Source organism: Lentzea xinjiangensis (assembly GCF_900110955.1).
GTDB lineage: Bacteria > Actinomycetota > Actinomycetes > Mycobacteriales > Pseudonocardiaceae > Lentzea > Lentzea xinjiangensis.
The window spans coordinates 171802-190003 of record NZ_FOFR01000004.1 but is presented as its reverse complement, the minus strand read 5'-3'; the positions used below and the strand labels follow the sequence as shown (position 1 = coordinate 190003).

Here is an 18202-nt window from a genome sequence, read left to right as displayed (position 1 = left end):
AGGACACGCCCGTATCATTGCCGCGTCCCGACCCTCGCGTGGGAGCTGCTGCTGTGACGCTACGACAGGAACGCTCGTCGGTGTCCCGTCGTTTGGCGTACGTCGTCATCAGCGTGGTGTTCGCCAACTACCTCACCAACGCCTTCTCCTACGTGCTGCAGGCCGGCCCGACCCCCACGCGCATCACGGGTTCTCTCGCCTGCCTGCTCACGATCGGGTACCTGCAGTTGCGGGTCTTCAGCAGACCGGGCTCGAACCTGCGTTCGGCCAAGTCGTACGCGGCGCTGGGCGTGATGGCCGGACTGGTCTACGTGCCCTACTCCTTCTTCCCGAACGCCTGGGCGGGCATGCCCGGCTTCCTGGCGGGCAGCGCGCTGCTGGTGCTGCCCGGCCGGGTGCGGTGGTTCGTGTTCGCCGCGGTGGCGCTCAGCAACGGCGCGATCAGGTCGCAGTACGTCAGCGACCCCGCCCAGCTCGCCTACCACGTGGTGTCGGCGATGGTCGCCGGCATGGCCGTCTACGGCCTGTCCCGGCTCCCGACGCTGGTCAAGCAGCTGGAGACCGCCCGCTCCGAGCTCGCCGACCTCGCGGTGTCGCAGGAACGGCTGAGGTTCGCCCGCGACCTGCACGACCTGCTCGGCTTCAGCCTGTCGGCGATCACGCTCAAGGTCGAGCTCGCGACCCGGATGATCGGCGCCCACACCGACCGCGCCGCGCGGGAGCTGGCGGAGATCCTCGGCATCGCCCGCGAGGCCCTGACGGACGTTCGTGCGGTGGCGTCGAGCTACCGCGAGCTGTCGCTGGCCGACGAGATCGAGTCGGCGCGCTCGGTGCTGACCGCCGCGGGCGTGCGGGCCACGATCGAGACCGACCACTCCGACCTCTCCCCCCGGTCCCGGACGGTGCTCGCGACGGTGCTGCGCGAGGGCGTGACGAACCTGCTGCGGCACAGCGAGGCCACCCGCTGCACGATCACGATCACCGGCACGGACCGGCTGGCGTCGATCGACATCGTCAACGACGGAGCGCCCGCCGAGCCGGGGACCGAGCGCGGCAGCGGCCTGGGCAACCTCGTCACCCGCACCACCGCGATCGGTGGTTCCCTGCTCGCCGGCGCGGCCCCGGACGGCACCTACCGGCTGCACGCCGAGGTCCCGGCCGACCCGGCGCCGGAGAAACCGGCGAAGACCCCGCGCTTCTCCGGCCCGCCGATCGCGACGCGGTTCGCGCAGGTGCTGCTCACGGCCGTGGTCATCGGGTACGCGGCGATGGCGATGACGCTGGTGACGTACTACCCGATCGCGGTGACCGGGGTCGAGGTCACCGCGGCCGGGATCGCCGGCACCGTCGCGCTCGTGCTCGGTGTGGTGATCCGCCCGCACGTCCGGCTGAGCCTGGCTCAGCGCGTCGCGGTGCTCACCGGGCTGGCGATCTGCGTGTACGTGCCGCCGCTGGTGTTCGGCAACCCCTACCTCGCGGGCGTCCCCGGCTTCCTCGCCGGAGCGGGAGCGCTGCTGCTGCCCCGCCGGGCCGGGTGGATCGCGTTCTTCTCGGTGGTCGTCCTGCAGGGCGTCGTCTACGGCGCGCTCGGCGAGGACGCGGTGGCCATCGCGTACGGCGTGCTGGCCACGACCAACCACGGCCTCGTGCTCTACGCGCTCACCCGGCTGCGGTCGATGGTGATGCAGCTCCACGAGGCGCGCGAGGAGCTCGCGACGGCGGCGGTGACGCAGGAGCGGTTGCGGTTCGCCCGCGACCTGCACGACCTGCTCGGCTACAGCCTGTCCGCGATCACCCTGAAGAGCGAGCTCACGCACCGGCTCCTCACCGTCGACCCGGCCCGGGCCCGGCAGGAGCTCACGGAGGTGCTGGAGATCTCCCGGCAGGCGCTGGCGGACGTGCGGTCCGTGGCGCTGAGCTACCGCGAGCTGTCGTTCGACGAGGAGACCCAGTCGGCGCAGGCGCTGCTGTCCGCGGCCGACATCGACGTCACCGTCAAGATCGACGCGTGCGACCAGCTCCCCAAGGAGGTGAAGGTGACGCTCGCGACGGTGCTGCGCGAGGGCGTCACGAACCTCCTGCGGCACAGCAAGGCCGAGCACTGCGAGATCGTGCTCTCGAGCTCACGGCACCTGGTCACGATGGACATCGTCAACGACGGGATCACGGTCGAGCGGAGGTCCCCCGACGGCAGCGGCATCGACAACCTCACCACGCGCGTCCGCGCGCTGGGCGGTGACCTGCACGCCGGTCTCACGCCCGAGCACACCTACCGGCTGCGCGCCGAGATCCCGCTGCCCCTGAGCTAGGCACAGCACGAAGCGGTCGTCATCGGAAGTTCCGATGACGACCGCTTCGCACGTGGTACCTCACCGCTGCGGCGTCACAGCATCTCGATGACCGCGCATCCCCAGCTGTAGCCGGCGCCCACGCCGAACATCACGATCCGCTGGCCGGAGGTCGCCTTGCCGGTCTGGACGAGGTGGTCGAGGCTCGCGAACTGGTCGCCCGCGCCGAGGTGGCCGACCGTGCGGCTCCACTCCCAGGTGGTGCGCTCCGTCGCGATGTCGTACGGGCGCAGGTAGTTCACGTCCAGGCGGCGGCGGCCGAAGTGCGGCAGGATCACCCAGTCGGCGTCACCGATCTTCATGTCGGCGTCGGACAGCGCCTGCTCGACGGCGAGCGCCTGGCCCGCGTTGGCCTTGTTGATGCCGTAGGACAGGCCGAACTCGCGGCTGAACGTCTGCTTGGCCTCCTCGAAGTCCACCGGGATGCGGTGCGAGAACGGCGCGAGGCCGAACGGCACGTCGCCGCGGTGCAGCGGTTCGAGGTCCGAGTCGGCGTTGATGGCGAGCGAGAGCAGCTGTGCGTACCCGCCGCGGGTGGACAGCACGATGGCCGACGCGCCGTCGCCGTAGGGCGTTCCGGGGTCGGTGCGCCACCGGTCGATGCCGGGCAGGCAGAAGCGGTCGGAGGAGGTCAGGAGCGCGTCCCTGCCCGGCCGCGCGGACAGGTAGGACACGGCGAGGTCCATCGCGGCGAGGCCGCCGTTGGACATCTGCCGGATCTCCAGCGCCAGGCAGGAGTTCCGCACCGTCTCCCGCTGGATGTAGGAGCCGACGGGCCACAGGTCCTGGCCCTGGTGGTAGGTGGTGGCGTGCAGGATCAGGTCGACGTCGTCGGGCGCGGATCCCGCGCGTGCCAGCGCGACCCGTGCCGCCTCGACCGCCATCTCCGCCGCCGACTCGTGCGGGGACACCGAGACGGACTCGACGTCCGTGCGCGCGACGAGCTTGGGCTCGCACTCCCCCGCGGCGATCGCGTCCGCGACCGTCAGCGTCGACGGCAGGCGCACCCCGTTGCCGCTGACGAAAACATCCTTCACTCGCACCGCGGTCAGACCTCCTTCAGCGCGCGTGCGACGCGCACGACGCGATCCGCCTGCATTTGGGCCGCTTGCAACGCCATCTCGCTGACCGGCACGTTGTCCACGCCCAGGACGTGCGAGGTGCCGTAGGGGTTCAGGTCGCCACCGGGGGGCACGATGATCCCGCCGAAGTGGCACACCATGTTGTAGATCGACACAAGCGTGGTCTCCATGCCGCCGTGCATGCTGCCGCCCGACGTGAAAGCGCTGTACACCTTGTCCGCCAGCAGCCCGCTGAACCACGCGGGCCCCAGCGTGTCGATGAACTGCTTGAGCTGCGCGGAGACGTTGCCGAAGCGGGTCGGCGTGCCGAAGACGACGGCGTCGGCCCACAGCACGTCGTCGACGGAGGCGACCGGGACGTCCTCGGTGTCCCTGAGGTGCGCGGCCCAGGCCGGCCGCGAGTCCACCGCGCGTTGCGGCGCCAGCTCCGCAGCCCGCACCAGCCGCACCTCGGCGCCGTGTTTCTCGGCCGTCTCGGAGATCTCCGTGGCCAGGCGGTGGATCGTCCCCGTCGAGGAGTAGTACACGACTGTCACGTTGACGCTGCGTTCCATGGCGCATCCCTTCGCGAGGCAGCTCTTCCCACCCTGGTCGGGTGGCCTCGATGTGGCGTGGAGCGCGACATGAACGTTCGGAGATATGGTGTCGCGCGGAGGGGCGCGATGATCAGGGTTCTGCTCGCGGAGGACATGCACATGGTGCGCGGTGCTCTCATCGCGCTGCTCAACCTCGAACCGGACATCGAGGTCGTGGCCGAGGTCAGCTCGGGGGACAAGATCGTGCCGACCGCGCGTCAGCACAGCCCGGACGTCTGCGTGATCGACATCGACCTGCCGATCCTCGACGGGCTGAGCGCAGCGTCGAAGATCCGCGAGACGATGCCGCAGGTCAGGACGTTGATGCTGACGTCGCTCGGCCGGCCGGGCACGCTGCGCAGGGCGTTGGCGGCCCGCGTGGACGGCTTCCTGCTGAAGGACGCGCCGCCCTCGGAGCTCGCCGACGCGATCCGCCGGGTCAACGCGGGTGAGCGCGTGGTGGACAGCCAGCTCGCCCTGGCCGCGTGGGACCGCGGCGAGTGCCCGCTGACCGACCGCGAGCTGGAGGTGCTGCGCATGGCGGCCAACGGCGCGGACGCGCCTGACATCGCTGTCGCGCTGTCGCTCTCGGTCGGCACCGTCCGCAACTACATGACGACGATCATGACCAAGCTCAACGGCCGCAACCGCGTGGACGCCATCCGCATCGCCGACGAGGCCGGCTGGCTCTGACGGCTGTGCGGACGGCATCGCTCACGCTGCCTTCTGCTGGCTCGCCCGCAGGTCGAAGCCCGGCCGGGCGACGACCTCCGGGGTGAGCGCGGTGCCGCTCTCCAGGATCCGGCGACCCATCAGGAAGTCGATCGGGCGGTTGTACGCCTCGATCCCGACCAGCTTGTCGTTCTTGAAGCAGAACACCGAGAACCGGCCCTCGGCCGGATCGCCGACGGTGACCGTGCGGTCGTGACCGTTGGTGAGGCCCGCGGTCTGCAGCTTCACGTCGTACTGGTCGCTCCAGAACCACGGCAGCGCGGTGTAGGGCTCCGCGCTGCCCAGGATGGCCGCCGCGACGGTCGTGGCCTGGTCGGTGGCGTTCTGCACCGACTCCAGCCGGATCAGGCCGCCGGCGTGCGTGCTGGCGAACCGCGCGCAGTCACCGACCGCGCGGATGCGCGGGTCGACCGTGCCGAGGTGGGCGTCGACGAGGATGCCGTCGTCGACGGCGAGCCCCGCGCGCTGGGCGACCTCGGTGTTCGGGATGACGCCGATGCCCGCGACGACGAGGTCGGCGACGAGCACCGTGCCGTCGGCCAGCTCGACGAGGCCTTCCCTGACCGCGGCGACACCCGTTCCGGTGAGGATCTGGACGCCCTCGCTGCGGTGCCGGTTGACCAGGTGCTGCGCCGTCTCCGCGGACACCGCCCGCTGCATCACCTGCGGCTGCGCCTCGACGACGGTCACCTCGTGGCGCAGCTTGCGCACCACGGCGGCGAACTCGAGCCCGATGAACCCGCCGCCGATGACGACGACGTCGAGCCCGATCCGGCCGTCGAGCCTGCGCCGGATGGCGTCCGCGTCGGCGACCGTGCGCAGGTTCAGCACGTGCTCGGCGCCGGGGATGGGCAACGGCCGCGGCCGCGCGCCCGTCGCGAACACCAGGTGGTCGTAGCCGATGGTGCGGGCGCAGCCCAGCACCGCGACACGCGCCCGGCGGTCGACACCGATCACCCGCTCGTTCCGGATGAGCTTGATGCCGTGGTCCTCGTAGTAGGAGTCCTGCCTCAGGACCAGTCCGGCGAGGTCGGTCTCCCCCGCCAGGTAGGCCTTCGTGAGCGGCGGCCGCTGGTACGGCGCCGCCTGCTCGTCACCGACGATGGTGATGGGGCCGCGGTGTCCCTGCTCGCGCAGGGACACCGCGACCTGGCAACCCGCTTGCCCGGCCCCGACGACGACTACCGACTCGCCGCGCATGTCAGTAGTTGCCCAGTCCGCCGCAGACGTTGAGCGCCTGCGCGGTGATCGAGGACGCGGTGTCCGTGGTCAGGTAAGTCACGAGACCGGCGACCTCTTCCGGCGTGCTGTACCGACCCAGCGGGATCTTGGCGTTGAACTTCTCGAGGACCTCGTCCTCGGTGACACCCCAGTGGTTCGCGTACCCCTGCCGGACGCGGCCGGCCATGGGGGTCTCGACGTAGCCGGGGCACACCGCGTTGACGGTGATGCCGGACTTGGCGAGCTCGATGCCGACGGCCTTGGTGAAGCCGACGACGCCGTGCTTGGAAGCCGAGTAGGGCGCGGCGAACACGACCCCCTGCTTGCCGCCGGTCGAGGCGATGTTGATGATCCGGCCCCAGGTCCGCTCGACCATCCTGCCGGTGGACAGCACCTCTTTGGTGAAGCGGAAGACACCGTTGAGGTTGGTGTCGATGACGTCGAGCCAGAGGTTCTCGTCCAGCTCGGCGGTGATGCCACCGCCACCGCGGCCCGCGTTGTTGACGAGGATCTCGACGGGCCCGAACACGTCGACGGCCTTCTGCACCGCGGCGCGGACGTCCTCGGTGGACGTGACGTCGGCGGCCGCGCCGTCCGCCTCGTGGCCTTCTTCCCGAAGCTGCTTCACCGTGGTCTGCACGTTCTCGGCGGTGCGCGCCACGACGAAGACCGCGTGGCCCTCCCTGCCGAGACTGCGCGCGACCTCGAGACCGATTCCACTGGTGGCGCCCGTGACCAGGGCGACCCGTCGCTGGCTCATGCTTCTTCTCTCCTCAGAGTTGCTTCTCAGGCATGTGCACGACGAGACCGTCCTGCTCCTCGGTCACGGGCAGCTGGCAGCTCAGCCGGCTGTTCTCCTTGCGCTCGCAGGCCGTGAAGTACAGCAGCTCGTCCTCGACCTGGTGCATCTGCGACAACGGCTTGGTGTTCTCCGGGTCCACGTAGACGTGGCACGTGCCGCAGGAGGCGCCTCCGCCGCACTGCGCGACGATTCCCTTGATGCCGTTGAGAACCGCGCCGCGCATCACGGTGTCGTCCTGGGCAACGTCGACAACGGTCTCGACACCGTCGTGCGTTACGTAAGTGATCTTTGGCATGGCAGTTCTCCCACGGATCTGCGGCTCGCCGGACGTGGTTCACCTTGACCGGCGGCGCTTTGCACGTGGTGGAGACCACCTTGAGCGTTCGGGGGTGCTGCGGTTCTTGCCGGCGTTGCGGGGGCTGTGGTGTTGCGGGCGCTGCGGTGCTGTGGGCGTCGTGGCAGCCGTGGGAGGGGCGCGCGGCTGGCTCAGGTCACTCGGACGGGTGATCCTTGTCCTGATTCACGCCTGGCGCCGTCTAGTGGATGAACGGAAAACATGGTCATCTTCGCCGCCGAGAAATGGAAGGCGCGGTCGGGGGCAGGCACGGTCGGGCGTGATCGGGCGTGATCGGACACGGAGTGGCCTTTGAGGGCCGGGCGCGCCGCAGGGTTGGCCAGGACTGCTCGTGGGGCTGGTCGAGGGGCAGCTCGCGGGTCTTGGGCGGGGCGGGCATGGGCTGGCATGAGCTGGCACGGTCTGGGGACTTCGGGACAGCCGGCGCGGCCATGCGGGCGAGCGCGGCGTGGCTGGCGTGGCGTGGCACGGCGCGCCCTGGCCGGCGCGAGCGGCACGGCGGGCGTGGGCAGCACGGCGGGCGTCGGCGGCACGGCGGGCGTCGGCGGCACGGCGGGCGTCGGCGGCACGGCGGGCGTCGGCGGCACGGCGGGCGTAGGCGGCACGGCGGATGTGGGTGGCACCGCGAACGCAAGCCGCACCCCGAACGCAAGCCGCACCCCGAACGCAAGCCGCAACGCCAACACAGACAGCACCGCAAACGCACGCGCCCAGGATCGGCACGCACCCCTGCCCCGACTCACATGGCGACCCGCTGCTGCCAAGCAAAAACTGCGGCCCACGGACACCCACGCAACCACGGCACGCACCACCGCGCCCAACAGCGCCAGCTCCGCTGGCATTCGAGCCGCCCTTGCGACATTGCGGTGTCGGCGCACACCCACACGCGGAGGTTCCATCGTGCCCCTCAAGGAGTTCTACGACCAGCAGGTGAACTGGTCACCGCCGTTCGAGGACGGCCTTGAACGCGCGACGGTCGTCGTGCCACGCGACTACTCCGAGCCGGACGGTCCCAAGCTCACCATCGCCCTCGCCCGCCTCAGGGCCACCGATCCCGGCAAGCGGCGCGGTGTCCTGCTGGCTGTCAACGGCGGTCCCGGTGGGGACGGCGGGGACGGGCTGAACCTGATCAAGCGCCTCGGTGGGCGGTTGCGGACGGCCTACGACCTCATCGGGTTCGACCCTCGCGGGTACGGCGAGTCGACCAAGCTCTACAGCGAGGTCACGGTTCCCAAGGCGCCGTTCGACTCCAGGCCGCCGGACGAGCTGTTCGAGCAGCTGGCCGAGGACATGCGGCTGCGCGAGCTCGGGTGCCAGAAGGCCGGCGGTGAGCTGCGGCAGCACATCACCACCCGCAACACCGCACGTGACATGGACGTGATCCGCACCGTCCTGGGCGAGGAGAAGATCTCCTTCGTCGGGTACGCCTACGGCACCTACGTCGGCGCGGTGTACGGGACGATGTTCCCCGAGCACCTCGACCGCACAGTGCTCGACTCGTGCATCAATCCACAGTGGACTTGGCGGGAGCAGTTCGTCACGCAGGCGGAGGCGGTCTACCGCAACGTCGTGCACTGGGCGAACTGGACCGCGGACCGCGACGGGCACTTCCACCTCGGCCGGGACTGCGACGCCGTCATCGCCGAGATCGAGGGGGTCGTCGAGCAGCTCGAAGAGGCGGGTCAGGTGCACCTGCGCACGCTGCTGGACGGCGCGGTCGGCACCAGGGCCACGGACCGCGCGCAGTGGGACTCGCTCGGCTACCTCATCGGGGATCTGAAGACCGCGTTGCAGGACGGCAACCTCGACAAGGCGCGCACGCTGATCGTCGGGCAGGGCACGTGGCGGCCGCAGGACCAGGAGGGCGACCTGCGGATCGGTGTGCTGGAGGCCATCACGCTGGAGACGTACTGGCCGCAGGACCTCGAGGTCTACTACCGCGACGTCCGCGAGCACCGCGCCAAGCACCCGTACGGGTACGGCGTGCTGCGGGCTCAGCCGTGGGTCGGCGCGTTCCGCACGTTCGAGAGCCTGGAGCCGCCGACGAAGCTCGCGCAGCCGGGGTACCCCAAGGGGCTCGTGGTGCAGGCCGACGGCGACCCGATGGACCGCTACGAGGGCGGCGTGGTGCTGGCCGAGCTGCTGGACCACCCGCTGGTCGTCGTCGAGGACTCCGGTGACCACGAGGTGTACGCGTTGGCGGGCAACGAGGTTCTCGACGCCCTGGTCGACGACTACCTCGTCGACGGGGTGCTGCCGGCGCAGGCCCGCGTCACCGTCCCCGGTCACGTCAAGCGCCCGGACATCCCGCAGGACTGAAGCAGCGCGACGCGAAAGGGGCCCCGCACCGGAGTGCGGGGCCCCTTTCGCGTCGTGCCTCAGTCCTCCGCGGGCAGGTCCCAGGTGACCGGCAGCTCCCAGAGGCCGTAGATCACGGCGCCCTCCTTGCGCGGGATCTCCAGGAACGGCTTGGCGAGCCGCAACGAGGGGATCCGCTGGAACAGCGTCGTCCACACGAGCTGCATCTCCAGGCGCGCGAGGTCGGCGCCGATGCAGTGGTGCAGGCCGTGGCCGAAGCCGAGGTGCTTGCGGGTGCCGCGCTCCAGGATCAGCTTGTCCGGCTCCGGGAAGACCTCCGGGTCGCGGTTGCCGTTGAGGCCCAGGCACAGGATGCCGTCGCCGGCCTTGATGGTCTTGCCCGCGATCTCGATGTCCTCCAGCGCGACGCGGGGGATGGCGGTGTCGCCGATGGTCGCGAGGCGCACCAGCTCCTCGACGGCCGGCTCGATCATGCCCTCCGGGTCGTCGAGCAGCAGCTTGAGCTGGTCCGGGTTCTCCAGCAGGGCGGCGGTGCCCAGCGACAGCATCGAGGCCGTGGTCTCGTGGCCGCCGTTCATCAGCAGGCGGATCATGTTGAACAGGTCGCGGCGCGTGTACTCCTCGCCGGAGGCGGCGTACTCCGCCATCGCACGGCTGAGGAGGTCCTCGCCGGGCTCCTTCTCCTTCAACGTGATCAGCTTGTCGACGTAGGCGTTGACCTCGACGATGGCGGCCTGGCGCTGCTCGGGCGTCGAGTGGCCGCCGAGCAGGCAGGTGCCGTGCTCGATGAAGAAGTCGTGCTCGTCCTGCGGGATGCCGAGCAGCTCGCAGATGACGGTCATCGGCACGGCGAGCGAGAACTCGCGGTGGAAGTCGATCGGCGGCGTCATCGCCAGGATCTTGTCGATGTACTCGTCGACGATCTCCTGGATGCGTCCGCGCAGCCGCTTCACCTGGCGGTTGGTGAACGTCACGGCCGCCTTGCGCCGGGTCTTGGTGTGCTCCGGGTTGTCGTAACCGATGAACGACGTCTCGGTGCGGAACTCCGGCGGCGCGATGAAGTAGAACGGGAAGTTGTCGTGCTTGCGCGAGGCGCTGATCCTCGGGTCGGTGAGGAGCTGCTTGATCGTGTGGTAGCCGCTGATCGTCCAGATCCGCAGGCCGGACCCGGTCAGCGTCACCTGGACGACGTCTTCCTCGGCCATCTCGGTGTACTGCGCGGGCGGGGTGAACGGGCACTGGCGCTTGTACGGGAACGTGTCCACACCGGGCTCGGTGGCGCTGCTGGTCATCGGTCGATTCCTCCTGGTTCGGGTTGGCTCACGCCAGGTCAGCGCCGCCATCGAGCGTGATGATCTGACCGGTCACCCACGAGCTCGCCGGCTCGGCGAAGCGGGTGATCCACGGCACGACGTCGTCGACCTCACCGGTGCGCCCCAGCGGCGTCTGCGAGGCCTGGAAGCCGAAGTAGCCCTCGACCTCCTCGGGGCTCAAACCGTTGGCCGCGTAGACCTCCGTGCGCACCGCGGCGGGCGCGACCGCGTTGACGCGGATGCCCTGCGGAGCCAGTTCGAGGGCCCAGCTGCGGACCAGGCTGTCCACGGCGGCCTTGCTGGCGCCGTACACGCCGCCACCGGGCACCGCGCTGTGGCCCGCGTTGCTGGAGACGAACACGATGTTGCCGCCGGGCGAAGTGAGCTGCGGCAGCAGCGTGGCGGTCAGCACCATCGGGCCGACCAGGTTGGTCTCCAGCACCTCGCGCGCGGTGCCGAGGTCGAACCCGGCGACGGGCGTGAAGCGGAAGATCCCGGCGTTGTGCACGAGCACGTCCACCTTGCCGCCGCCGAGCTTCACGGCGTCGGCGACCTTCTGCGCGCCCTCCTGCGTCGTCACGTCCGCGACGACGGCGGTGATCGCGGGGTGCAGGGCGACGACCTCGGTGAGCCGGTTCTCGCGGCGGCCGGTGATGATCACGTTCCCGGCGCCGAGGTCGGCGAACGCCAGCGCCGCCGCGCGGCCGATGCCGGTTCCCCCACCCGTCACGACGACCTGCTGTCCGGCAAATGGTGCGTCCGACATGACGCCTCCAGCTTCTCTCCACTCGGTAGGGCAGTTACCCGCAACCCTGCTCGGTGAGCCTTGAGTCCAGGTCTAGGCCAGGCGGAAACCCTTGGGCCATGGGAATCCTGGCGGTGGGCAGGTGGCGCGCACGGGTCGGCAGACCCGGTGGCGACACGGAGAGCGAGTTCGAGTTCGCGCGCGACGGCACGGCGATGCTCGTCGTGGGCGGCAAGGGAGCCGGCACGTGGACCCAGACGGGTCCCGACACGTTCAGCTACCGGATCCGGGAGGAGCTGACCGGGGCCCAGGGCGCGATCGAGATGGGCACGATCGAGATCGCGCAGAACGCCGTGCTGCGCGGGGACGAGTTCGTCAGCGAGGGCAACGCGGTGGTGCGCCTCGCGAACGGCACGACAGCGCGGGAGGCCGCGATCCGGATCACGGCGCGGCGGCTGGGCTGACCGCACCTCGAAGGGGGCGCCGGCTGCGGCGCCCCCTTCTTCGTGCGCGCGTCAGGAGACCTTGACCGTCACGTTGCCGGTGTACTCGCCGGCCAGCAGTGACAGCAACGCCTGCGGCGCAGCCTCGACCCCGCCCTCGACCACGGTGTGCGGGAAGACGAACCTGCCCTCCTGCAACCACTGTCCGAAGTGGACCACCCAGTTCTGGATCTGCTCCGGCGTGTGGTAGCAGGCGAACGGGCGGATCTCCAGGTGCTTCGTGATGGCCGTCATCAGGTCGAGCCGCGGGTGCTCCGCCCGGCCGTCGACCTGGTTGGCCAGCGCCCCGCACAGCGCGAAGCGCGCGTGGGGACGCGCTGCCTGGACCGCGGCCTCGAACTGCTCGCCGCCCACGTTGTCGAAGAAGACGCTGATGCCGTCGGGGGCCAGCTCGCGCAGCCGGTCGGCCACCGGGCCGTCCTTGTAGTTGAACGCGGCGTCGAACCCGAGCTCGCGCACCAGCCAGTCGACCTTGGCCTCGCTGCCGGCCGAGCCGATCACCGTGGCGCCGCGGGCCTTCGCGATCTGCCCGGCCAGCGAGCCGACACCGCCGGCGGCACCGGTGACGAACACGACGTCGCCCTCACCGGCCTGCGCGATGGTCGCCATGCCGTAGTAGGCCGTGGGGCCCTGCGACAGGAAGTAGACGGGGCTCGGCACGTGGTGCGGGTTTTGCTTGATGAACTGCTGCGCCGGCCCGCACCAGTACTCCTGCCAGCCGCCGAACGACTGCACGAGGTCGCCGACCTCGAGATCGGGGCTGTTCGACTTGACGACCGTGCCGACACCGCCGCCGCCCGCGGGGTCGCCGACCTTCCACGGCGGCACCCCGGGGATCTGGCAGTCGGTCCTCATGAACTCCTTGAAGGCGGCGGCCACCGACACGTAGTCGACGCGCACCAGCACCTCACCGTCACCGGGTTCGGGGACGGCCACCTCGACGACGTCGAAGTGGCCGAGGGTCAGGTCGTCCTCGACGTGCCCGGCCAGTCTGACCTCGCGCTGCTTGTCCGGCATGGTGTTGTTCCCCTATCCCCAGATCACCGGCAAGGTGCTCAGCGTGTGGTTGATCTCGCCGTGGTGCCACGGCAGCTCGTTCTCCGGCTTCGCGAGCCGCAGGTCGGGGAAGCGCCGCGTCAGGCCCTCGAGCGCGAGCGCCATCTCCATGCGCCCGAGCTGCTTGCCGAGGCAGTAGTGCATTCCGTGCCCGAACGAGATGTGCGGGTTGTGCTCACGGGTGATGTCGAGCTCGTCGGGGTCGGCGAACACGTCCCCGTCGCGGTTGGCCGAGGTGAGCGAGAAGATCACCGGGTCGCCCGCGGGGATCCGCACGCCGCCGATCTCCAGGTCCTCCGCGGCGATGCGCGGGAAGCCGGTCGTGTCGGTGGCGAACAGGTTGACGTGCCGCAGCAGCTCCTCGACTGCGGTGGGGATGAGCTCCGGCTGGGCGACCAGCCGGTCCCAGTCCTCGCGGTGGTGCTCGAACAGGGCCAGCAGCGAGTTGGCGAGCTGGTTGGCGGTCGTGTCGAAGCCGGCGCCGATGAGCGTGAAGCCGAACGTCACCAGTTCCCGCTCGCTGAGGCGGTCGTCGTTGTCCCTGGCCGCGATCAGGTCGGAGAGCATGTCGTTGCCGGGGTTGGCCCGCTTGTCGGCGATGAGCCCGACGATGTAGTCGTTCAGCCTGCCCAGCGCGGCGAGCGACTCCTCGCCACCGGCGCGGTCGTCGACCGTGGCGAACGCGCGGGCGTCCTTCTCGAAGGCCCGCAGGTCCTCGCTCGGCACGCCGAGCATCTCGCCGATGACCGTCAGCGGCAACGGCACGCAGAACGCCTCGACGAGGTCGACCACCGGTCCCTTCTCCTGGATGGCGTCCAGCAGCTCGTCGCAGACCCGCTGCACGTTGGGCCGCATCGCCTCGACGCGCCGCACGGTGAACGCGCCGGCGACGAGCTTGCGCAGCCGCGAGTGCTCGGAGCCGTCCAGCGAGATGATCATCTCGGGGGTGGTGGTCATGGATCCGCCGATGCGCGGCGCACCGTCCACACAGGTCAGTGCGCGGCTCAGCCGCGGGTCGGCCAGTGCGGCCCGCACGTCCTCGTAGCGGGACACCACCCAGGCGTCCACACCGCCCGCCGTCGGCACCTTCGCCACCGGGCATTCGGCGCGCATCTTGGCGTAGACGGGAGCCGGTCCGTGGTAGGACGAGCCGGCGAACGGAAACTCTTCCAGCTCATGCGCAGACAAGGTGGCACCTCCGGAGGGCAGGACGGCTCGCGATGAGTTGAGCATCGGCGCCGACAGTGCCCGCCCCGCCTCGAAAGCGACTCGACCGGGAACGTCGACCCGGAATCGAGCACGGGAACCTAGCGTCGGCGCCATGAACGCTGAACTCGTGCCGTTCCGGGTCGCCGTCGCCGACTCCGAACTGGCGGACCTGCGCACCCGGCTGGCGGCGACCAGGTGGCCGGACGCGGAGACGGTCGACGACTGGTCGCAGGGCATGCCCCTGGCCTACGCCAAGGAGCTGAGCGAGTACTGGGCGACCGGCTACGACTGGCGCGCGACCGAGGCGCGGCTGAACGCCGTCCCGCAGTTCAAGACCTCGATCGACGGTGTCGGCATCCACTTCCTGCACGCCCGCTCGCCGCACCCGCAGGCCCGGCCGCTGCTGATCACGCACGGCTGGCCCGGTTCGGTCGCGGAGTTCCTCGACGTCATCGGACCGCTGACCGACCCGCCGGACCCGGCCGACGCGTTCCACGTGGTCGCGCCCTCGTTGCCCGGCTACGGGTTCAGCGACAAGCCGACCGGCACCGGCTGGACGCTGGAACGCATCGCCGCGACGCTGGTGACGCTCATGCAGCGGCTCGGCTACGAGCGGTTCTTCGCGCACGGCAACGACTGGGGCTCGTTCATCACGGGCATCCTCGGCCACATCGCGCCCGAGCACCTCGACGGCATCCACCTCGTCATGCCCTTCGCCGCGGCGCCGGAGGAGGAAGTGCGACTGTCCCCAGAGGACTACCGGGGGCTCGGGGCGCTGAAGGAGTTCGCCGCCAAGGAGTCGGCCTACGCCGCCGTGCAGTCCACGAAGCCGCAGTCGCTCGCCTACGGCCTCACCGACTCCCCCGTCGGCCAGCTCGGCTGGGCCGGGGAGAAGTACTGGTCGTGGAGCGACCACGACGGCGACGCGGAGAAGATCATCCCGCGGAACCGCATCCTCGACATGGTGTCGGTGTGCTGGTTCACCGCGACCGCGGCGTCCTCCGGCCGGCTGTACTGGGAGAGCTACAACAAGTCGCCGCTCACGAGGGTCGACGTGCCGACGGGCTTCTCGGTGTTCCCCGCCGACGCGCGCATGCCCAAGGCGTGGGCCGAGCACCGGTTCACCGATCTGCGGTACTGGAAGGAGATGCCGTCCGGCGGCCACTTCCCCGCGCTGGAGTGCCCGGACGTGCTCGTCGAGGAGCTGCGCGGGTTCTTCCGCACACTGCGCTGACGGACCTGTTCGAGCGAGGCCCGAACCCGCGTGGACCACGCCCGAGCACCGTGGAGCGCATGACAGCTCACACGACGAGTACCCGGTCCGCCGGGGTGGGTTCCCGGCTCGGCCTAGTGCTGGCCGTGTGCTGCCTCGGCCAGTTCATGAACGTGCTGGACGCCTCGGTCATGAACGTCGCACTGCCGTCCATCTTCGAGGAGCTCCGCTTCGAGCGGCACGACCTGCAGTGGGTCAACAGCGCCTACACCATCGCCGTGTGCGGCTTCCTGCTGCTGGGCGGCAGGCTCGCCGACCTCTTCGGGCAGCGCCGGATCTTCCTGTTCGGCGCCGCCCTGTTCACCCTCGCCAGCGCGGTGGGCGGCCTCGCCACCTCACCCGGCACGCTGATCGCCGCCCGCGGGTTCCAGGGGCTCGGCGCCGCGGTGATGGCGCCGGCGACGTTGACGGTCCTCGGCACCACGTTCACCGATCCGGGCGGACGGGCCAAGGCGTTCGGCTGGTGGAGCGCGGTCTCCGGTTCGGCCGGCGCGGTCGGCGTGCTGCTCGGCGGGATCATCACCGAGTCCCTGTCCTGGCGCTGGGTGCTGCTGATCAACGTGCCGCTGGGCATCGCGCTGCTGGCCATGATCCGCTGGGTGGTGCCCGAGACCACGAGCAACGGCGGACGCAAGGGCCTCGACGTTCCCGGCGCGGTCACCGTGACCATCGGCCTGATGGCGGGCGTCTACGGCATCGCGCAGTCGCACGAGCTCGGCTGGGACTCGTGGCAGGTGGCCGGTTCGCTGGTCCTGTCGGTCGTGCTGTTCGCGCTGTTCCTGCGCCAGCAGACCCGCTCCGCTCACCCGCTCATGCCGCTGGGCATCTTCCGCAACCGCTCGGTGAGCGCCGCGAACCTGGTGGCGTTCTTCGCGATCGCCGCCCTGTTCAGCACCTTCTACTTCCTGACGCTCGTCATGCAGCAGGTGATGGGCTTCGGGCCGCTGGCAACGGGTCTGGGCTACCTGCCGATGTCGATCGGCATCGCGCTCGGCGGTTACGGCGTGGCCAGGATCGTCCCGCGCACCGGCCCGCGGCCGGTGCTGATCACCGGTCTGCTCACGGCGTGCGCCGGGCTGCTGTGGGCGTCCGCGGCGGACGAGAGCTCGACGTTCGCCGGCGGCCTGCTGGTCCCGACGACGCTGCTGGGCCTGGGAATGGGGGCGGTGCTCAACGCCACCACGAACGCCGCGACCTCCGGTGTGCCGCGCGAGCAGGCAGGGCTCGCATCGGGCCTGCTCAACACCATCCGGCAGATGGGCAGCGCGATCGGCCTGGTCACGCTGGCCACGATGTCGTCAGCCCGCGCGGACTCCCTGGTGGCCCAGGGCGAACCACTTCGCCACGCCCTGGGCTCCGGGTACGGTCTCGCCCTGTTCGGCGCTGCCGCCTTCACCTTCTGCGGTGCCCTGGCCGCGCTGGCCGTGCCCCGCAAGCAGACCTAGAAGTCCTTGCCGTGCAGGTCGACGGGAAGCGCCGCCAGGCGGTGGTTCATGTCGGCCTGCTGCCATCGCAGCTCCTGCTCGGGCACCGCGAGGCGGGCGGCGGGGAAGCGGCGGGTCAGTTCCTCCAGCGCCGTGACGAGCTCGATGCGGGCCAGCAGCGCGCCCAGGCAGGCGTGGATGCCGTGCCCGAACGCCAGGTGCTCGCCACCGCGTGCGAAGTCGAGCTCGTCCGGCGAGGTGAACACGGCCTCGTCCCGGTTCGCCGAGGTGATCGACACGAACACCGCGTCCCCCGCGGGGATCGTGACGCCGGCGATCTCCACGTCCTGCAGGGCGATCCGCGGCAGACCGGTCGTGTCGTTGGTGGACAGGCTGACCCAGCGCAGCAGTTCCTCGACGGCGGCGGGCACTTCCTCGGGGTGCGAGCCCAGCCGCACCCACACGTCCCGGTGGTGCGCGAGCAGCGTCAGGACCGAGCTGGCCAGGTGGCAGGCCGTGGAGTCGGCGCCGGCGCCCAGCAGGGTGTAGCCGAGGCCGATCAGCTCGCCGGTGTCCAGGCGGTCGTCGCCGATCCTGGCGCGCACGAGGGCGGACAGGACGTCGTCGCCGGGCTCGGCGGTCTTGCTCATCACCAGGCCCGCCATGTACTCGCCGAGCTGCTCCCGCGCGGCGATCGCCTCGTCCTGCGGGCCGTCCACGGCGGCGAACCGGCGGATCCAGACGCTGAAGCGCTCCTGGTCCTCGTGCGGTACGCCGAGCAGCTCGGCGATGACGGTCAGGGACAGCGGGAAGGTGAAGCGCCCCAGCAGGTCCACCGGCGCCGAGACGGCCTCGGCGTCCGCGCGGTCCGCGAGCTCGTCCACCAACTGGCGGATCCGGGGGCGCATCGCCTCGATCCGCTGCACCGAGAACGCCTGTGCGGCCAGGGTGCGCAGCCGGGTGTGCTCGGGCGCGTCCAGCGAGATGATCATGCCGGGCGGCGCCTGGAACAGGCCGGGGAACCGCGGTGCCTCCGGTGCGTAGGAGGCGGCCCGGCTGAACCGGTGGTCGTCGAGCACGGCGCGGACGTCGTCGTAGCGGGTCACCAGCCAGGCGTGCCCGCCGCCGGCCGCGGGCAGCCGGACAACGGGCTGCCCGGCGCGGAACCGGGCGAAGTGCGGGGCTGGTCCCCGGTAGCTCGATCCGGGAAGGGGGAATTCGTCTCCGGTGGCCACGGTCTCTCCT

The 18202-nt window shown here is 70.6% G+C and carries 16 protein-coding genes; 6 read left to right on the top strand and 10 right to left on the bottom strand.

What is annotated here, in order from left to right; translation table 11 throughout:
- Positions 1-53 precede the first annotated feature (53 nt).
- Positions 54-2309 carry a sensor histidine kinase gene (locus BMW88_RS12700; RefSeq protein WP_177221075.1) on the top strand — a complete coding sequence of 752 codons (2256 nt, stop codon included), beginning with the start codon at positions 54-56 and terminating at the stop codon, positions 2307-2309.
- Positions 2310-2383: 74 nt separating this feature from the next.
- Here BMW88_RS12700 and BMW88_RS12695 read toward each other — a convergent pair whose 3' ends face one another.
- Positions 2384-3391: a ketoacyl-ACP synthase III family protein gene (locus BMW88_RS12695; RefSeq protein ID WP_089950885.1), complete on the bottom strand. Its 1008-nt coding sequence runs from the start codon at positions 3389-3391 to the stop codon at positions 2384-2386.
- A 5-nt stretch (positions 3392-3396) separates the two neighbouring features.
- Complete coding sequence (locus BMW88_RS12690; RefSeq protein WP_089950884.1) at positions 3397-3984, bottom strand: flavodoxin family protein; 588 nt, start codon at positions 3982-3984, stop codon at positions 3397-3399.
- 108 nt (positions 3985-4092) lie between these two features.
- Here BMW88_RS12690 and BMW88_RS12685 point away from each other — a divergent pair, with 108 nt between their 5' ends.
- Positions 4093-4698, top strand: a complete 606-nt coding sequence (locus BMW88_RS12685) for a response regulator transcription factor (RefSeq protein ID WP_089950883.1) — start codon at positions 4093-4095, stop codon at positions 4696-4698.
- 21 nt (positions 4699-4719) lie between these two features.
- Here BMW88_RS12685 and BMW88_RS12680 read toward each other — a convergent pair whose 3' ends face one another.
- Genes BMW88_RS12680 through BMW88_RS12670 form a run of 3 tightly spaced genes read right to left on the bottom strand, consistent with a single transcriptional unit; the run spans position 4720 to position 7055 of the window.
- The gene (locus BMW88_RS12680) at positions 4720-5937 is read right to left on the bottom strand and encodes an NAD(P)/FAD-dependent oxidoreductase (RefSeq protein WP_089950882.1); all 1218 of its coding nucleotides are present in this window, start codon (positions 5935-5937) and stop codon (positions 4720-4722) included.
- Between the two features lies 1 nt (position 5938).
- A complete protein-coding gene (locus BMW88_RS12675) occupies positions 5939-6718 on the bottom strand; it encodes an SDR family NAD(P)-dependent oxidoreductase (RefSeq protein WP_089950881.1) in 780 nt (259 codons plus the stop codon).
- 13 nt (positions 6719-6731) lie between these two features.
- Positions 6732-7055: a 2Fe-2S iron-sulfur cluster-binding protein gene (locus tag BMW88_RS12670; RefSeq protein ID WP_089950880.1), complete on the bottom strand. Its 324-nt coding sequence runs from the start codon at positions 7053-7055 to the stop codon at positions 6732-6734.
- Positions 7056-8015: 960 nt separating this feature from the next.
- Between BMW88_RS12670 and BMW88_RS12660 the strand changes: the two genes are divergently transcribed.
- Positions 8016-9434, top strand: coding sequence for an alpha/beta fold hydrolase (locus BMW88_RS12660; protein WP_177221074.1), 1419 nt, complete (start codon positions 8016-8018; stop codon positions 9432-9434).
- A 59-nt stretch (positions 9435-9493) separates the two neighbouring features.
- Here the strand turns inward: BMW88_RS12660 and BMW88_RS12655 are convergent, their stop codons facing one another.
- A complete protein-coding gene (locus tag BMW88_RS12655; RefSeq protein ID WP_089950878.1) occupies positions 9494-10726 on the bottom strand; it encodes a cytochrome P450 in 1233 nt (410 codons plus the stop codon).
- 28 nt (positions 10727-10754) lie between these two features.
- Positions 10755-11513 carry an SDR family NAD(P)-dependent oxidoreductase gene (locus BMW88_RS12650; protein WP_089950877.1) on the bottom strand — a complete coding sequence of 253 codons (759 nt, stop codon included), beginning with the start codon at positions 11511-11513 and terminating at the stop codon, positions 10755-10757.
- 98 nt (positions 11514-11611) lie between these two features.
- On the opposite strand from BMW88_RS12650, the gene BMW88_RS12645 reads away from it, so the two are divergent.
- The gene (locus BMW88_RS12645) at positions 11612-11956 is read left to right on the top strand and encodes a hypothetical protein (RefSeq protein ID WP_089950876.1); all 345 of its coding nucleotides are present in this window, start codon (positions 11612-11614) and stop codon (positions 11954-11956) included.
- Positions 11957-12007: 51 nt separating this feature from the next.
- Here BMW88_RS12645 and BMW88_RS43985 read toward each other — a convergent pair whose 3' ends face one another.
- Together BMW88_RS43985 and BMW88_RS12635 are read right to left on the bottom strand one after the other, a co-directional pair.
- On the bottom strand, positions 12008-13012 hold the full coding sequence (locus BMW88_RS43985) for an MDR family NADP-dependent oxidoreductase (protein ID WP_089950875.1): 1005 nt from the start codon (positions 13010-13012) through the stop codon (positions 12008-12010).
- 12 nt (positions 13013-13024) lie between these two features.
- Positions 13025-14239: a cytochrome P450 gene (locus BMW88_RS12635; protein ID WP_177221073.1), complete on the bottom strand. Its 1215-nt coding sequence runs from the start codon at positions 14237-14239 to the stop codon at positions 13025-13027.
- A gap of 133 nt (positions 14240-14372) precedes the next feature.
- Between BMW88_RS12635 and BMW88_RS12630 the strand changes: the two genes are divergently transcribed.
- Both BMW88_RS12630 and BMW88_RS12625 read left to right on the top strand, forming a co-directional pair.
- Positions 14373-15494 carry an epoxide hydrolase family protein gene (locus BMW88_RS12630; protein ID WP_089950873.1) on the top strand — a complete coding sequence of 374 codons (1122 nt, stop codon included), beginning with the start codon at positions 14373-14375 and terminating at the stop codon, positions 15492-15494.
- Positions 15495-15553: 59 nt separating this feature from the next.
- Positions 15554-16978 (top strand): DHA2 family efflux MFS transporter permease subunit, encoded by a 1425-nt coding sequence (locus BMW88_RS12625; protein WP_089950872.1) that lies wholly within the window; start codon positions 15554-15556, stop codon positions 16976-16978.
- Here the strand turns inward: BMW88_RS12625 and BMW88_RS12620 are convergent.
- On the bottom strand, positions 16975-18192 hold the full coding sequence (locus BMW88_RS12620; protein ID WP_089950871.1) for a cytochrome P450: 1218 nt from the start codon (positions 18190-18192) through the stop codon (positions 16975-16977). The two genes, BMW88_RS12625 and BMW88_RS12620, sit on opposite strands and share 4 nt — an antisense overlap.
- Positions 18193-18202 lie beyond the last annotated feature (10 nt).

Excerpts from the sequence above, each read along its gene's own strand:
- BMW88_RS12630 (WP_089950873.1), top strand. The coding sequence starts at position 14,373 with ATGAACGCTGAACTCGTGCCGTTCCGGGTCGCCGTCGCCGACTCCGAA.
- BMW88_RS12645 (WP_089950876.1), top strand. The coding sequence starts at position 11,612 with ATGGGAATCCTGGCGGTGGGCAGGTGGCGCGCACGGGTCGGCAGACCC.
- BMW88_RS12655 (WP_089950878.1), bottom strand. The coding sequence starts at position 10,726 with ATGACCAGCAGCGCCACCGAGCCCGGTGTGGACACGTTCCCGTACAAG.
- BMW88_RS12685 (WP_089950883.1), top strand. The coding sequence starts at position 4,093 with ATGATCAGGGTTCTGCTCGCGGAGGACATGCACATGGTGCGCGGTGCT.
- BMW88_RS12650 (WP_089950877.1), bottom strand. The coding sequence starts at position 11,513 with ATGTCGGACGCACCATTTGCCGGACAGCAGGTCGTCGTGACGGGTGGG.
- BMW88_RS43985 (WP_089950875.1), bottom strand. The coding sequence starts at position 13,012 with ATGCCGGACAAGCAGCGCGAGGTCAGACTGGCCGGGCACGTCGAGGAC.
- BMW88_RS12625 (WP_089950872.1), top strand. The coding sequence starts at position 15,554 with ATGACAGCTCACACGACGAGTACCCGGTCCGCCGGGGTGGGTTCCCGG.
- BMW88_RS12690 (WP_089950884.1), bottom strand. The coding sequence starts at position 3,984 with ATGGAACGCAGCGTCAACGTGACAGTCGTGTACTACTCCTCGACGGGG.
- BMW88_RS12670 (WP_089950880.1), bottom strand. The coding sequence starts at position 7,055 with ATGCCAAAGATCACTTACGTAACGCACGACGGTGTCGAGACCGTTGTC.
- BMW88_RS12680 (WP_089950882.1), bottom strand. The coding sequence starts at position 5,937 with ATGCGCGGCGAGTCGGTAGTCGTCGTCGGGGCCGGGCAAGCGGGTTGC.
- BMW88_RS12675 (WP_089950881.1), bottom strand. The coding sequence starts at position 6,718 with ATGAGCCAGCGACGGGTCGCCCTGGTCACGGGCGCCACCAGTGGAATC.